Annotated in this window: 11 protein-coding genes and 2 pseudogenes; 6 read left to right on the plus strand and 7 right to left on the minus strand. The window is 66.6% G+C overall.

What is annotated here, in order from left to right:
* Positions 1 to 835: 835 nt before the first annotated feature.
* On the minus strand, positions 836 to 1,243 hold the full coding sequence (locus TY25_RS44515; protein ID WP_369405389.1) for a universal stress protein: 408 nt from the start codon (positions 1,241 to 1,243) through the stop codon (positions 836 to 838).
* 772 nt (positions 1,244 to 2,015) lie between these two features.
* Here TY25_RS44515 and TY25_RS44875 point away from each other — a divergent pair.
* Positions 2,016 to 2,210: pseudogene (locus TY25_RS44875) on the plus strand (GMC oxidoreductase); the annotation flags it as partial.
* Positions 2,211 to 2,300: 90 nt separating this feature from the next.
* On the opposite strand, the gene TY25_RS28760 reads toward TY25_RS44875, so the two are convergent.
* The 3 genes from TY25_RS28760 to TY25_RS44245 form a co-directional block, all read right to left on the minus strand.
* The gene (locus TY25_RS28760; protein WP_042261184.1) at positions 2,301 to 3,461 is read right to left on the minus strand and encodes a GGDEF domain-containing protein; all 1,161 of its coding nucleotides are present in this window, start codon (positions 3,459 to 3,461) and stop codon (positions 2,301 to 2,303) included.
* An 842-nt stretch (positions 3,462 to 4,303) separates the two neighbouring features.
* Positions 4,304 to 4,930, minus strand: a complete 627-nt coding sequence (locus tag TY25_RS28770) for a peptide deformylase (protein WP_042261186.1) — start codon at positions 4,928 to 4,930, stop codon at positions 4,304 to 4,306.
* Positions 4,927 to 5,379 (minus strand): hypothetical protein, encoded by a 453-nt coding sequence (locus TY25_RS44245; RefSeq protein WP_226887369.1) that lies wholly within the window; start codon positions 5,377 to 5,379, stop codon positions 4,927 to 4,929. The genes TY25_RS28770 and TY25_RS44245 overlap by 4 nt, the downstream gene beginning before the upstream one ends.
* Positions 5,380 to 5,427: 48 nt before the next feature.
* On the opposite strand from TY25_RS44245, the pseudogene TY25_RS28780 reads away from it, so the two are divergent.
* Both TY25_RS28780 and TY25_RS28785 read left to right on the plus strand, forming a co-directional pair.
* Positions 5,428 to 6,074 (plus strand): annotated as a pseudogene (locus TY25_RS28780) (SDR family NAD(P)-dependent oxidoreductase).
* A gap of 334 nt (positions 6,075 to 6,408) precedes the next feature.
* Entirely contained in the window at positions 6,409 to 6,975 is a 567-nt protein-coding gene (locus tag TY25_RS28785) for a hypothetical protein (protein WP_146153993.1), read from the plus strand.
* A gap of 14 nt (positions 6,976 to 6,989) precedes the next feature.
* Here the strand turns inward: TY25_RS28785 and TY25_RS28790 are convergent, their stop codons facing one another.
* From TY25_RS28790 to TY25_RS28800, 3 genes are read right to left on the minus strand one after another with little or no spacing between them, the layout of a single operon-like run.
* A complete protein-coding gene (locus tag TY25_RS28790; RefSeq protein ID WP_042261188.1) occupies positions 6,990 to 8,075 on the minus strand; it encodes an S-(hydroxymethyl)mycothiol dehydrogenase in 1,086 nt (361 codons plus the stop codon).
* 8 nt (positions 8,076 to 8,083) lie between these two features.
* Entirely contained in the window at positions 8,084 to 9,247 is a 1,164-nt protein-coding gene (locus TY25_RS28795) for an NAD(P)/FAD-dependent oxidoreductase (protein WP_042261189.1), read from the minus strand.
* The gene (locus TY25_RS28800) at positions 9,244 to 9,591 is read right to left on the minus strand and encodes a bifunctional 3-phenylpropionate/cinnamic acid dioxygenase ferredoxin subunit (RefSeq protein ID WP_042261190.1); all 348 of its coding nucleotides are present in this window, start codon (positions 9,589 to 9,591) and stop codon (positions 9,244 to 9,246) included. Before TY25_RS28800 ends, TY25_RS28795 begins: the two co-directional genes overlap by 4 nt.
* Positions 9,592 to 9,786: 195 nt before the next feature.
* Here TY25_RS28800 and TY25_RS28805 point away from each other — a divergent pair, with 195 nt between their 5' ends.
* The 3 genes from TY25_RS28805 to TY25_RS28815 are packed head-to-tail and all read left to right on the plus strand — an operon-like array spanning position 9,787 to position 14,542.
* The gene (locus TY25_RS28805) at positions 9,787 to 12,240 is read left to right on the plus strand and encodes a GcvT family protein (RefSeq protein ID WP_042261191.1); all 2,454 of its coding nucleotides are present in this window, start codon (positions 9,787 to 9,789) and stop codon (positions 12,238 to 12,240) included.
* A gap of 5 nt (positions 12,241 to 12,245) precedes the next feature.
* Positions 12,246 to 13,394, plus strand: a complete 1,149-nt coding sequence (gene solA, locus TY25_RS28810; RefSeq protein ID WP_042261296.1) for an N-methyl-L-tryptophan oxidase — start codon at positions 12,246 to 12,248, stop codon at positions 13,392 to 13,394.
* Positions 13,391 to 14,542 carry an aromatic ring-hydroxylating oxygenase subunit alpha gene (locus tag TY25_RS28815; protein ID WP_088606862.1) on the plus strand — a complete coding sequence of 384 codons (1,152 nt, stop codon included), beginning with the start codon at positions 13,391 to 13,393 and terminating at the stop codon, positions 14,540 to 14,542. Before solA ends, TY25_RS28815 begins: the two co-directional genes overlap by 4 nt.
* Positions 14,543 to 14,546: the final 4 nt, after the last annotated feature.

A 14,546-nucleotide genomic window follows, 5' to 3' on the forward strand; every position in this document is an offset into this window, starting at 1 on the left:
TCAAAGTTCAATGAGCCACATACCTTCTCGTAAAGTTGCGTTCACTTGATCAACGAATTCGCGTGTATCCCCGCGAAATCGCTGTTCCGATCCGCGTCGGCGGATCAAGTGCTCGAAACGGTGTTGGCCGAATCGAATTCGCATGGCTATCAGTGTAGAACGTATGCTCGTGAGTTATCAACCGGGAGAACGCATTTGGGCGTATCGATGTGGTGCTGTATATGGGGTCGCCGAAATAGCCCCACGCGATCGAGCCGACGATCACAATCCTGAAGCGTTGGACGCCATAGGATGTGGTTATCGACGGCGCAGAACTCGGTGTGGAGGTAGGATATTCAGCCGGGTGTGCTCGCCCCGGCTTCGGATGCGGCCCGCCACGGCGGGCCGAATGGTCGGTGTCGTCTAGCATCACCCACCTCTCCCAACGGATCCAGAGTACGATTACCTGCCCCGGAAATGGGTGTGTTCGGGTCGAATGTGTCGTATTATCCGACAGTTGTGCAACGCTCGGACATGTCGACCGCGGCGACATTCGCGTCCGCCGCCGCACCACCGCCACGGTCGGCCTATTGCGATCGGGCCCGGGGATGCCGGCGGTAGGCGGGTGCGAGAGGCTGTCGAGGCCTTCAGCGGTGCCGGCGGTGCTCATCGTCTATGCCTCGGCGGCGGCTCGACCGCTCAGGTCGCCGAGTTCATGGCACAACGCATGCGGGACAATCAATTAGACGAGCGCGTCGACCGGGCACCGGACCCCAGCCTGTTCGCGGGGGGTGGTGCTGGGCAACGCGATCCACGACGGCCGCTTCCTGCCCGGATTCGCCGAGTACCTCCAGCGTCACGCGGCCGGCGTGCGACAGCATCCGAACGGGTTGTTCAGCATCGGCATGGGCCCGCGCTGCGCGGACCCGTGGGACGATCTTCGAAGGCACACGCCAACGATACGGAATAGATGCCGAAATATAGTCGACGGCAACGTATTTCGTAGTCCCGCTGCGCTGCGTTGGCTATGGTCGGTGAGCGACCGTGCCGGGGCAAGTATGGCGTCTTCGGCGGTCTCGGAGTTCGGTCCCATCGACCCGACGTCGAGATGTCCGGCGAACTCGGCGAAATGCCGATCACTCCAACAATGCACGGCGATCAGTTCGGTACCGCGGTCTGCGGCTTCGGCGAATGCGTCGCCGAGCGCGGCCCCGCTGAGCGGGCTACCGTCGACACCGACGACCACCGGCCCGTCGCGGCGCACGCCCTGTGCGCTGAGGAAAGAATCGCGTCTCGGTACGGTCTGGGCAGGCCGGCGGCGGGGTATACCCGGGCGGATACATCACGTTCGATCACCTGGGCTTCGACAAGCCGGGCATGAATTAAACCGATGCACCGGTCGTCATCTCGCCGTAGCTTCCTGAAAAGCGTTGCGGTGCTTGCCGCGGCGACGTGGAGCACGCCGCTGTTGCGGCCCGCGCAGGCGCGGGCGCAGCCTCGGTCGCAGTACGACGCGATCGTCTTCGATTCGGCCTTGGACTATCACGACCCGCGCTGGGTGTGGGGAGCCGACGCTGACCAAGACAGCGGGCCTCGTGCAGCCGTATCTCGCGGGCTCCGTGGGGGTCGTGACCACAGCCTGCGTCGGTGGCGGGTCCATCGTCTACGCCGGGGCCACGGTGGCGCCGGTACGCCGGTACTTCGAGAAGATCTTTCTGCGCCAGTTCGTCGGCGACTCGCCAAGTGAGATGATCACCGTTGTCGCCGACCATCGTGCCGAGATGCTCGGTGAGATCGGGCAATCCGCCGCGCGCCCGCGACCGCAGCAGCAGACGGGTCGTCCCGAGCGCCCCGGCGGCGACGAAAAGGTGCGAGCCGTCCTGGACGGTGCGCGACGGCGAGCCGACGCTGGCGTTCGCCTCGGACAGCCGGCGAGCTTCGCTGTCGGCGGCGTTGCGCGTGCACGAGCGGTGGGCGCCGAGACGTGCGGTCCGTCCCGGGTCGGCGGGGCGCCGTTCGTGCCGGAGATCTCGCTCACCGCGCATCCGCTGGGCGGCGTTCCGATCGGACGCGCGACGGATCTCGACGGGCGCGTAATCGGTTGTCCCAACCTGTATGTCGTCGACGGTGCGTTGATTCCGGGCAACTGTGCGGCCGCGAATCCGTCGCTCACCATCGCCGGGCTCGCGGAAAGGGCGCTGGATCGGGTGCTTCCGGATGTCGTCGCGTAGGTTGCGGCGGCCTCGGTGTCGTCCGGAATCCGGACGGTGGACGGAGCGAAGAATAAGCCTGTGTCGGTGCCGTGAACGCGGGAGAACCCGCTAGGATGGGGTGATTGCCCTGCGGCAGAGTGGGTTTCGCTCATCGGCTGCAACGCTGTCGGCGGACTCCGGATCTTCGAACGCAACGATGTTGCCGCCCAGACGTTTCGCTTCGTACATCGCGAAGTCACAGCGGTGCAGGGTGTATCTCGCGACCGCCGGATCACGCAGGGCGGTGATAGGACACAGGGCGGCACCGACGCTGGCGGTGACGGCGACCGGCAGGCCCGGCATGGTTTCTATGGCACCGCGCAGCCGCTCGGCCACGGCGGCGAGCGGCTCGTCCCGCAACCGCCCCAGGACCACGAACTCCTCACCGCCCGTTCGTGCGACGATGGCGTCCGGATCGGCAGTCGAGCGTAACCGCTCGGCCGTGCGCACCAGGACCTCGTCCCCGAACGAGTGGCCGAAAGTGTCGTTGACAGTCTTGAAGCGATCCAGGTCCAGCGCGGCCATGTAGGCGTACTCCGCGGTCTCGGGGCGGAACACGTAGGACAGGTGATAATCGAGTCCGCGCCGGTTCAGCAACATGGTCAACGGGTCGAGCAGCGCGTGCTGGCGCCATAGCCAGTGACAGAACTGAACGGTCGGCAGTCCGACCACGTTGAGCGCCAACAAGATCAGCATGATGGCGCTCGCGAGCCGGACGTCACCGGCGGCGACGCCGGTGTGGACCGGATCGTCGATCACCAACAGCACGACGAGCACCAGACCCGAGAGCAACGACCAGCAGACGTGCAGGGCGAGAACCAGCGGACCCTGGAAGATCACGAACATCCCGACGACCACCATCAGGGTCGAGACGAGGGCGCCGTAGACGCGGTGCTCGGCGGCCAGCGCGCCGAAGGTGATGGCGAGATCGGCTCCGGCGCACCACAACAGTGCTTCCACCCGGCTCGGCCAGGGCAACAGCCACCAGCGCAGCGCCCACAGCGCGGTGAGCCCGACGATCAGCCAGCAGCCGATCGCGAACCAGGTGTTGCGCGGCCCGATGTTGGAGATCAGGGACACGGCGGTGACCAGGCACATCACCGCCCCGCCCGCACCGATCATGGTCCGCACGTAGCGCAGGGCCGAATGAATGCCGAGCACGTCGGTGAGCCAGTCGTAGCCGGCTCGGTCGTGCCACCAGCTCTGCACCAGTGATCGACCCTCGGCCATCGGAAACCACCGCCTTGTTTCGGCGAACATGACGTCCGCCGTTCTGCTGTGCGCAACACCAAACTGAAGTAGCTGGAGCGTAACTGCTCACCTATGTTATTTCCAGTAGGAATTATCGATATCCATACACTTGCGGATTCCCTTCAGTTGTGTGGCAATCCCGTCACCGCCGGGCTCGTGGGGAGTCCGAGTGTGCGTAGTCATGTGGCCATACAATGTGGGCCATTCTGTCGCCAGGGATCGCCTCCTGGCGGCATGCCGGGAACGCGCAGCCGCTGGGTCAACTCCCCGATAGCACACGGGCGTGCCAGTTCGTGCTGGCGACGCGGAAGGACCGCGTAGGTCTTCGAGGCCGATGGCTATTCGCTAGCCAAGGTATGGCTTGTTGCGTCGTTCGGCGTGATGCTGGAGCCGCAAACGCACTGTGTCGTGTACAGGGAGGTCGGCCAGGTCAGCGATACTGATGAACCGAACTGCGGTCGATTCGTCGCTGACTTCGATCTGGCCGCCGGTTACTCGCCGATCTCCATGGTTCCGCCGGGTAGAGACCAATTTCCGGAGTCTCCGCGGCGTTGCATCAAGATCGCGCCGTGATCGTCGGTGACCAGCGCTGAACCGCCGGGGACAAGGCTGTTCGCTGTGGGTGCGTTGGGGTCTCGGTAGTAGTCACGCCGTGAGCCCATTGGCCGATCCTTGGGTTGTCGTGTAAGGGGTGACTGTTCCCCAGATCTGTTCGAATTGGTCCGCGAAGGATTCGAATATCCCGTAGGGGGACAACTTTCGCAGGTGCAGGGCGGTGTGCTGGTAGCCCCTCGCGCGAAAGAGGTAGGGAGTAACGCGTGTTACGGCAGTGAAAAACCGAGTGCTCCAGCGGCTTCGACGGGTGTCGGCTGGGCCCAGCACGACAAGTACGTTTCGTTGGCGGCCAGCGAGCGGGTGAGCGCCTTGTCGATATAGATCGTGCCGTCGAGATGGTCGGTTTCGTGCTGGAAGATGCGGGCGGGCCAGCCGGTGATCTGCTGGACGTGACGGACGCCGTCGAGATCGTCGTATTCGGCCTGCACGGTTTCCGGCCGGGGTACGACGGCTTGGTAGCCGGGCATGCTGAGGCAGCCCTCGTAGAAGCCGACCGGATCGCCTGTCGCGGTGTAGGCCGGGTTGACGATCGTGAAGTCGGGCACCGGGATTCGTTTTCTCGCCGTCACGACCTCTTCCGGAACTTCGGCCGTGTCGCCGATCACGGCTATCCGCAACGGGATTCCGATCTGCGGCGCGGCCAGGCCGACGCCGCGGGTGGCGTGCATGGTCGCGAGCATGAGTTCGCTCAGCTCTTTCAGCACAGTGGTGTCGATCTGGCCGGTCACCGGGTCGGCGGGTCGGCGTAGCACGGGATCGCCCATCGAAGTCAAGGGGGCGACGCCGCCTCGATACTTGTCCAGTAGTTCGGCAACCATGTCGGTGACGTTCATTGCGACCTTTCTGGTCCTGCTGGTTCTACGGGGAGGGCGCGGTCGATGAGGACGGCGGCGATGGCGGCCGCGGTCGGGAGGGTTTCGACGCCGAGTGTGCGAGTGCGGGCGGAAGCGCCGTCGAGGAGGAGCGCGAGCTGTTCGCCGAGTTGTTCGGGGTCGGCGGCGCCGGCGAGGCGGGCGGTTTCGGCGAAGCGGGCCGCGACAGACACCTTGTAGTCGTGAACGCGGCGGCGGGCCGGGTGCTCGGGGTCGGTGAGCTCGACGGCGGCTCCGATGAAGGGGCACAGCGGTGTCACCTTGTCCGCCGGTATCGACGGTGGTTTGTCGAAAGCGGCAAGCAGTCGTTCGCGCGGGGTGAGATCGGTGCGGTCGAACACCTCGGGCATGGTGTCGGGATCGTGTCGGCGCAGGTATTCGGCGACGAGCTCGTCTTTGCTTGCTGTCACGATACCCGTTCGGGTAACGGGCGGTGTACTTAGCTTGCAGACCGTCCGGTGCGCTACGTCTACATCACCGGTCTGCGGAAAGAAGCTCTGGACGAGGCCGTCGAGTTCATCGGACGCAACGTGACCGCTGTGCAGGGTGATGCTGCCGACCTGGCCGACTTGGACCGGCTGTTCGAGACGGTCGAACGGGAGCGGGGCAGCATCGACGTGCTGTTCGCGAGCGCCGGGACGGCAGAGCCGGCCAAGCTCGGCGAGATCACCGAGGCGCAATTCGACAATACTTTCGGCCTGAACACGCGCGGCACCCTGTTCACGGTGCAGAAGGCGCTGCCGCTGTTCAACGACGGTGGGTCGATCTTCATGACCGGGTCGATCGCCTCGGTGAAGGGCTGGCCGGACTACAGCGTCTACGCCGCGAGCAAGGCCGCGTTGCACGCACTCGCCCGCGTGTGGCTGTACGAGCTGCGGGAGCGGCGGATCCGGGTCAATGTGCTGAGCCCGGGTCGCGTCGCCACCCCGATCCAGGAGCAGATGTTCGACGCGCAGACCAAGGCACAGTTCGAGGCGTTGATACCGGGGGCAAGATGGGCAGGCCCGAGGAGATCGCCACGGTCGCGCTGTTCCTCGCCTCCGATGATTCGTCCTACGTCAACGGCATGGAGCTGGCCGTCGACGGCGGCACCTCGGCGATCTGAACGGTCAGCGGCCGGGGCTCGGCACTTCGCGCCCAGGTCGCCGCCACGCCGATCCGATACCCTGGGCGCTGCACTGGAGATTGTCGGATGTGAGGAAGTTTTATGGGAAGCGTTGTTCTCGACGTTGTCGCGTTGCTCGCAAATCGTGCGGCGATGTTCTGGAACTGGATGGCCACCGGCTCGTCCGGATTCCCGCCGCTCTGATTTCGCGGCAGTCGCGAACGCCCTGGTCTGTGGACCGGGGCGTCTGTGTTTTCGCGGGCTTGCCCCGAGATCGCTGCGGGGTTGAAGGATTTCGCTGTCCGTGGCGGCCCGCACCCGTATCTTGATCACCGTGAGCACCGCCACGACCGCGCGCCGCACGCCAGGTTGGTTCGTACTCTGGATGGGGCTCTTGACCGCCCTGATCCTGCTGTGCTGCCTAGCCCTGTTCTGGCAGCTGGCCGCCGAAGGAACCTTCCCCACCAAGGTCGTGCTGTGGTTGGCGATCGGCGTGCTGGGCGCGATCGCGCTGCTCTTCGGCCTGTTCGGCCTGGTCCGCTACCGGTCCTTCTTCTACAGCCTGATCGCGCTGGTCGTGCTGGCCGTCTTCGGTGCACTCGTCTGGTACAACGTCCCAGAGGACACGGGGTGGAAGCTGTCCCGCGGCATCCTGCAGGACCAGGCGGTCGAATGCAACAACCCCGGCCACCGCACCCGCCTGGGCGTCTACACGATCACCTTCGTCACCCGCCGCGACGGCGGCTGCCTCTTCTACACCCAAGGGGGAGAGTCGAATTCGCAACGCGGTTTCGCCTACTTCCCGGAAACCGCGCCGCCGCACCTCGGCGCACCGCAATCCCCGGGGATCGGGTACGAGCCGTTCGAAGGGCACTGGTACCGATTCACCGAAGAGTCTTAGCGGTCTCGGTCGGCCTACCAGACGACTACGGAGCGAAGCACGTCACCGCGGTGCATGGCGTCGAAGGACTTCTCGACCTCGTCGAGGGAGATGCGTTCGGTGACGAAGCGGTCCAGTGGCAGGCGGCCCTGCCGGTACAGGTCGACGAGCATCGGAAAGTCGCGTTCGGGCAGGCAATCGCCGTACCACGAGGATTTCAGCGCGCCACCGCGGGAGAAGAGGTCGATCAGCGGGAGGTCGAGGGTCATGTCCGGGGTCGGGACGCCCACCAGCACCACGGTGCCCGCGAGGTCGCGTCCGTAGAACGCCTGCTGCCAGGTTTCGGGGCGGCCGACCGCATCGATCACGACGTCGGCGCCGAAGCCGTCGGTGAGTTCCCGGATCCGCTCGACCACGTCCTCGGTACTGGCGTCGATGCGGTGGGTGGCGCCGAATTCCGCCGCCCAGGCCAGCTTTCGGGGATCACGGTCGATCGCGATGACGGACTTGGCGCCGGCCAGGTGCGCGCCCGCGATGGCCGCGTCGCCGACTCCGCCGCACCCGATCACCGCCACGCTGTCCCCGCGCGAGACCGCGCCGGTGTTCATCGCCGCGCCGATGCCCGCCATCACGCCGCACCCGAGTAGTCCGGCGACGGCCGGATCGATGTCGGGATCGACTCTGGTGCACTGTCGTTCGTGTACGAGGGTCTTGTCGGCGAACGCGCCGATGCCGAGGGCGGGGGAGAGTTCGGTGCCGTCGGTGAGGGTCATCTTCCGAGCGGCGTTGCTGCTGGCGAAGCAGTACCACGGACGTCCGCGGCGACAGGCCCGGCACTCACCGCAGACGGCCCGCCAGTTCAATACGACGAAATCGCCTGCCGCCACATGGGTCACGGCGTCGCCGACGGTTTCCACGATGCCCGCGGCCTCGTGCCCGAGCAGGAACGGGAACTCGTCGTTGATGCCGCCCTCGCGGTAGTGCAGATCGGTGTGGCAGACCCCGCACGCCTGCACGCGCACCACGACATCGTGGGCGCCCGGGGCGGGGATCACCACGTCCACGAGTTCCACCGGGGTTCCCTTGCTGCGCGCGATGACGCCGCGAACGGTTTCGGACACGAATCCTCCTACGGGCTGGCGACGGCCGCGGGCCGGCGCTCGATCTGTTTGCGGTAGCGGGTGAACAGGCGGGCGTTGTCGATCGCGAACACGGCGACCGGTTCGCCCCCGCGTTCGTAGAGTGCGGTGCACGAGGGCGTCGACGGGTCGCCGTCGAGGAACCGGAGTGTGTCGCCCGCGCGGTGCTCGCCCGCGAATTGGATCATGTGGCCGTACTGCTTCGACCAGAAATAGGCGGTCGGCGCACGGTCGGCGGGCGCGCCGAGCACGGCCGCGGCCGCGATCCGCGCTTGGGCGGTGGCGTTGGACCAGTGCTCGCTGCGGTGGTGCCCGCCCAGCGCGTCGTGGAAGGCGCGAGCACAGTCGCCGATAGCGTAGATGCCGGGAATCGAAGTGCGGCACCGCGAATCGGTCAGGAATCCGTTGTCGATCCGCAGCTCGGAATGCTGAGCCCACTCGGTATTGGGTATCGCACCGATGCCGACGATCACGGTATCGGCGGGCAACACGGTGCCGTCGGTGAGTTGCACGGCCTCGACCCGGCCACAGCCACGGAATTCTGCGACGGCGACGCCGGTGCGCAGGTGCACCCCGTTGGCCGCGTGCAGGCCGGCACACAGCGCGCCGAGCAGTGGACCGAATACACCGGCCAGTGGTGCAGCCGCGAGTTCTATCACGGTCACCTGCACCCCCAAAGACGCTGCGGTCGAGGCAATTTCGGAGCCGATGAGACCGGCGCCGACGATGACGACGGCACCGGCGGTGCGCAGCGAAGCCCGGATCGCGCGCGCGTCGTCGACGGTGCGCAGCGTGTGGATCCCGTCGAGCGCCGGTGCGCCGGGCAGCGGCCGGGCGCGGGCACCGGTGGCGAGCACGAGCGAACGCCCGGTGAGCACTGTCCCGTCGGCCAGTGTGACACCGGGACCGGTTGCGGCCCGGGTGATTTCGACCGCTCGGTGACCCAGGATCCAGCGGGTTCCCGGATCGTCACCGACCGCGCCGAGGGCGAGATCGACGTCGTCGCGCAGGAATTCCTTCGACAGCGGCGGGCGGTCGTACGGGGCGTGCGCTTCGTCGCCGACGACGGTGATCGATTCGCCGTAGCCGCGCTCGCGTAACTCGCGAACCAGTGAGAACCCGGCCAGTGACGCGCCGACCACGACGACGCTCATGGCCGGACCGTGACCACGACGGCACCGTCGTGCACCCGCACGGGGTAGGTGCGCACACCGATTTTGGCGGGCGGCCCCGAGACCTGCCCGGTGCGCAGGTCGAAACACGACTCGTGCAAAGGGCATTCGACCGTGCAATTCTCCACCCAGCCGTCGGCCAGTGACGCATCCTGGTGGGTGCAGGTGTCGTCGATCGCGAAAAGTCCACTCTCGGTGTGGAATACCGCGATCGGCGAGCCGCCGTCGGGGTGCACGGTGGCGGCCTCGCCGACCGGCAGGTCGGTCAGGTCTGCGACGAACAGCTCAGTCCCGGAGGTCGCGGTGTGGTTGGCAAGGGATTCCATAAACCCTCCATGAGTTGCTTAGAGCGCAACATAAATCGCGATACGCAACAGTGTGCATCGGTGTCGCGGAGGCGTCAACCCCGGAATCGCCCGGTGAACGGCCGGTTTCCAGCGGTTGACAGCACGCGGTGCAAGGCGGACTATTTGTTGCGTAATACGAATTCGTTGCGCTACTAGCAACAACGGAGGCACCCTTTGGCTCACCGGAAAGTTGTCGTCATCGGAGCCGGGATCGTCGGGGCATCGCTGGCCGATGAAATGACCGCACGAGGTTGGGCCGATATCACCGTGCTCGATCGCGGACCACTGTTCGTCACCGGCGGATCCACTTCGCACGCACCGGGTTTGGTGTTCCAGACCAATCCGTCGAAAACGATGACCGAGTTCGCCCGCTACACCACCGAGAAATTCCGCGGACTCGATCACCCGGCCGGTCCGGCGTTCGACCCGGTCGGCGGTCTCGAGGTCGCGACGACACCGCAACGCTGGCAAGACCTGCACCGCAAGGCCGGCTGGGCCCAATCGTGGGGTGTCGAAGGGCGTTTGCTGAGCGCCGAGGAATGCGTGCGGCTCTACCCGCTGCTCGACGGTGACCGCATCTTCGGTGGATTCCACACTCCGACAGACGGTTTGGCGAATGCGGTGCGCGCGGTGGAAGCCCAGGCGAGGTCCGCGACCGCACGCGGTGCGCGCTTCCTGCCCGACCAGGAGGTGCTCGGCATCGCCGAGCGCGACGGCCGGGTGGCCGGCGTCGTCACCGCCAAGGGAACCATTCCCGCCGATATCGTCGTGTGCGCTGCGGGATTCTGGGGTGCGGAGCTGGCGAAGCAGGTCGGCCTGGTCGTGCCGCTGGTGCCGATGGCGCACCAGTACGCCAAGACCGGGAGCCTGGCGACACTGGCCGAGCGCGCGGGCGCACCGGGTACGGCTCCCTTGCCGATCCTGCGACATCAGGATCAGGACCTCTACTATCGCGAGCACGGTGACCGGATGGGCATCGGCTACTACGGTCACGCGCCGATGCCGGTGGATATGTCCACCCTGGCCGCGGCGACCGCGAGCGAGGCCATGCCGTCCATGCTGCCGTTCACCGACCCGGATTTCGCGCCCGCGTGGCGTGCGTCGCGGGAACTGCTTCCCGCACTGGGGGATTCGAAACCCGATGAGGGGTTCAACGGCATCTTCTCCTTCACCCCGGACGGCTTCTCGGTTATGGGTGAGCACCGCGACCTCGCTGGATTCTGGGTGGCCGAGGCGGTCTGGGTGACCCATTCGGCGGGCGTGGCGAAGGCGACGGCGGAATGGATCATCGAGGGCGCGCCGAGCACCGACGTGCACGAATGCGACCTCTACCGTTTCGAGGACGTCGCGCGCAGCGCGCAGTTCATTCTGGAGACGAGCGCCCAGGCTTTCGTCGAGGTCTACGACATCATCCATCCGCACCAGTTCCGGACGAAGTTGCGCGGCCTGCGCACCAGCCCGTTCTACGCCCGTCAGCAGGAGCTGGGCGCGTTCTTCTTCGAGGGCGGCAGCTGGGAGCGCCCGGCCTGGTACGAGGCCAATGCCGCGCTGGCGCAACGGCTTCGCGACGAAGGTGTGCCGTTCCCGCAGCGCGACGCGTGGTCGAGCCGGTTCTGGTCGCCGATCTCGATCGCCGAGGCCCGCTGGACCAGAGAGCACGTCGCGCTGTTCGACATGACGCCGCTGACCCGGTACGAGGTGGCCGGCCCCGGTGCGCTCGAGCTGCTCCAGCGGCTCACCACGAACAACCTGGACAAGTCCGTCGGTTCGGTCACCTACACCCTGCTGCTCGACGAAACCGGCGGCATCCGAAGCGATCTCACGGTGGCCCGGCTGGGCCCGCAGCGGTTCCAGGTGGGGGCCAACGGCCCGATGGACTTCGACTGGTTCACCCGCCACCTGCCCGTCGACGGGGCGATTCAACTGCGGGACATCACCGGCGGCACCTGCTGTATCGGCGTGTGGGGACCGCGCGCCCGAGATCTGGTGCAGCCTCTGTGCTCCGGCGACCTGGCGCACGAATCGTTCAAGTACTTCCGGGCCCTCCAGACGTATATCGGCGCGATTCCGGTCACCATGATGCGGGTGTCCTACGTCGGTGAGCTCGGCTGGGAGATCTACGCCTCCGCCGAATACGGCGGCGCGCTCTGGGATCTGCTGTGGGAGGCGGGTACCGCGCACGAGGCCATCGCGGCGGGGCGGATCGCGTTCAACAGCCTGCGGATCGAAAAGGGCTACCGCAGTTGGGGCACCGACATGACCGCGGAGCACCGGCCCGCCGCGGCCGGTCTCGACTTCGCGGTGCGGATGACCAAGGGCGACTTCGTCGGCCGGGACGCGCTGAAACACGCGTCCGCTCCGGCAACGGTGCTGCGCAGCATCGTCTTCGACAGCCCGGCCGCGGTGGTGCTCGGCAAGGAACCGGTCTACGTCGACGGTAAATGCGTGGGATACGTGACCAGCGCGGGCTATTCGGCGACCGTCGAACGCACCATCGCCTATGCGTGGTTGCCCGCGAGCGTGGAGGTGGGGGACCCGGTCGAGGCCGACTACCTCGGTACCCGCTGGGCCGCGACGGTGCACGCCGAGCCGGTGGTGGACCCGGAGATGTCCCGGATCAGGAGGTGAGCGTGATGAATTCGGCGACAAAGGGCTACGACGTCATCGTGATCGGTGTCGGCGGCATGGGCAGTGCGGCCGCGTATCATCTGTCGTCCCGCGGGCAACGGGTACTCGGACTGGAGAAGTTCGGCCCCGCCCACGATCGCGGTTCCAGCCACGGCGGTTCGCGCATCATCCGGCAGTCCTACTTCGAGGACCCGGCCTATGTGCCCCTGCTGCTGCGCTCCTACGAACTCTGGGCGAAGTTGGCGGCCGACGCCGACCGGGAGGTGTTCCGGCTCACCGGCGGTCTGTATCTCGGCCCGCCGGACAGTCTCACGGTCGCGGGGAGCCTGCGGGCCAGTCGCGAATGGTCACTGCCGCACGAGGTCTGGGATGCGGCGCAGATCCGCCGGCGGTTCCCGAACTTCACACCCGCAGCCGACGACATCGCGGTGTACGAGGCGAACGGCGGGTTCGCCCGGCCCGAGGTGACGGTGCAGGCGCACATCGATCTGGCGTTGCGGGCCGGGGCCACACTGTCGTTCGGCGAAGAGGTGCTGGGCTGGGCCGAAACCGCGTCCGGCGTCACGGTGACCACGGCGCGCGCCACGTATCACGCGGAGCAACTCGTCGTCTGTCCCGGCGCGTGGGCGCCACAGTTGCTGGCGGACTTCGGCATTCCGATCACCATCGAACGTCAGGTGCTGTACTGGCTCGAACCGATCGGCGGGACCGCGGCGTTCGAGGGTGAGCCGATCTACATCGCCGAGGACGCCTCCGGCATGCAGATCTACGGTTTCCCCGCCATCGACGGCCCGGCAGGCGGGGTGAAGATGGCGTTCTTCCGCAAGGGCATCGTCTGCACCCCGGACACCATCGACCGGGTGGTGCACCCGCACGAGATCGAGGAGATGCGCACCCGGGTCTCCGCGCTGCTGCCTGCGCTGGCCGGGCCGTGCGTGCACTCCGCGACCTGCATGTACTCCAACACCCCCGACGAGCACTTCGTCATCGCCCGGCATCCAGGCGGTACCAGGGTCACCATCGCCTGTGGCTTCTCCGGGCACGGCTTCAAATTCGTCCCCGTGGTGGGGGAGGTGCTGGCCGATCTGGTCATCGACGGCTCGACCACACACCCCATCGCGCTGTTCGACCCGCAAAGGCTGGTGACCACATGATGACCGATCCGCCGCCGGTGACCACCCCGGCGCTCATCCCGACGCTCGGTGGCAAGTGGTACGTCGACGACGGTGTCTTCGCGGCCGAGCAGGAGCAATTGTTCGAGCGAATGTGGTTCTGCGCCATCAGATCCGCGGATCTCGCGCAGGCCGGGCAGTTCAAACGGGTGCAGGTCGGCCGGGAGAGCGTGCTGATCGTGCGCGGCCGCGACGGCGCCCTGCGCGCCTTCCTGAACATCTGCCGGCACCGCGGCGCGATGCTGTGCACCGAGGACCAGGGCCAGGTGCGTCGCAACCTGCAGTGCCCGTATCACGCGTGGACCTACGGCCTGGACGGGAAACTGGTCGCCGCGCCGAACATGGCGGCGCTGAAGGACGCGACGGGCGCCGATATCGATCGGGTCGCCTACGGCCTGATCCCGGTCGCGCTGCGCGAATGGCTCGGCTACGCGTGGGTCTGCCTCGCCGACGACCCACCGGTGTTCGAGCACGACGTGGTGGGCGCGGTCACCGAACGGCTCGGCGACCCGGGCGCGATCGGCGCCTACGAGATCGAGACGCTGGCGGTGGGCCGCCGGGTGGTCTACGACGTGGCGGCGAACTGGAAGCTCATCGTGGAGAACTTCATGGAGTGCTACCACTGCGCGACCATCCATCCCGAACTCACCGAGGTGCTGCCCGAATTCGCGCAGGGTTTGGCCGCACAGGTGTTCGTCGGCCACGGCGCGGAATTCGGCGCCGATATCGCCGGATTCACCGTCGACGGTTCACCGGGTTTCGACCGCCTGCCGGGGGTTACTCCCGAACAGGACCGCCGCTACTACGCCATCACGATCCGGCCGACGGTCTTCGTCAATCTGGTCCCGGACCACATTATTTTCCACCGGATGTTCCCGATGTCCGCGGACCGCACTATCGTCGAATGCGATTGGTTGTACACCAAGGATGTGGTCGCCGCGGGACGAGATGTGTCCCGCTCCGTCGAATTGTTCCATCGAGTGAACGAGCAGGATTTCGCGGCATGCGAGCGAACGCAACCCACCATGTCCTCGCGCGCCTACCGTAAGGGCGGGGTGCTCGTGCCCGCCGAGCATCACATCGCGGAGTTCCACGAGTGGTTGTCCTGTCGTATCGGTGACGTGAGGTGACATG

This window comes from Nocardia brasiliensis NBRC 14402 (assembly GCF_000308475.2).
GTDB lineage: Bacteria > Actinomycetota > Actinomycetes > Mycobacteriales > Mycobacteriaceae > Nocardia > Nocardia brasiliensis.

Bases quoted from the DNA above. Each gene is read 5' to 3' on its own strand.
- TY25_RS28760 (WP_042261184.1), bottom strand. From the start codon at position 3,461: ATGGCCGAGGGTCGATCACTGGTGCAGAGCTGGTGGCACGACCGAGCC.
- TY25_RS28770 (WP_042261186.1), bottom strand. From the start codon at position 4,930: ATGAACGTCACCGACATGGTTGCCGAACTACTGGACAAGTATCGAGGC.
- TY25_RS28795 (WP_042261189.1), bottom strand. From the start codon at position 9,247: ATGAGCGTCGTCGTGGTCGGCGCGTCACTGGCCGGGTTCTCACTGGTT.
- TY25_RS28800 (WP_042261190.1), bottom strand. From the start codon at position 9,591: ATGGAATCCCTTGCCAACCACACCGCGACCTCCGGGACTGAGCTGTTC.
- solA (WP_042261296.1), top strand. From the start codon at position 12,246: ATGAATTCGGCGACAAAGGGCTACGACGTCATCGTGATCGGTGTCGGC.
- TY25_RS28815 (WP_088606862.1), top strand. From the start codon at position 13,391: ATGATGACCGATCCGCCGCCGGTGACCACCCCGGCGCTCATCCCGACG.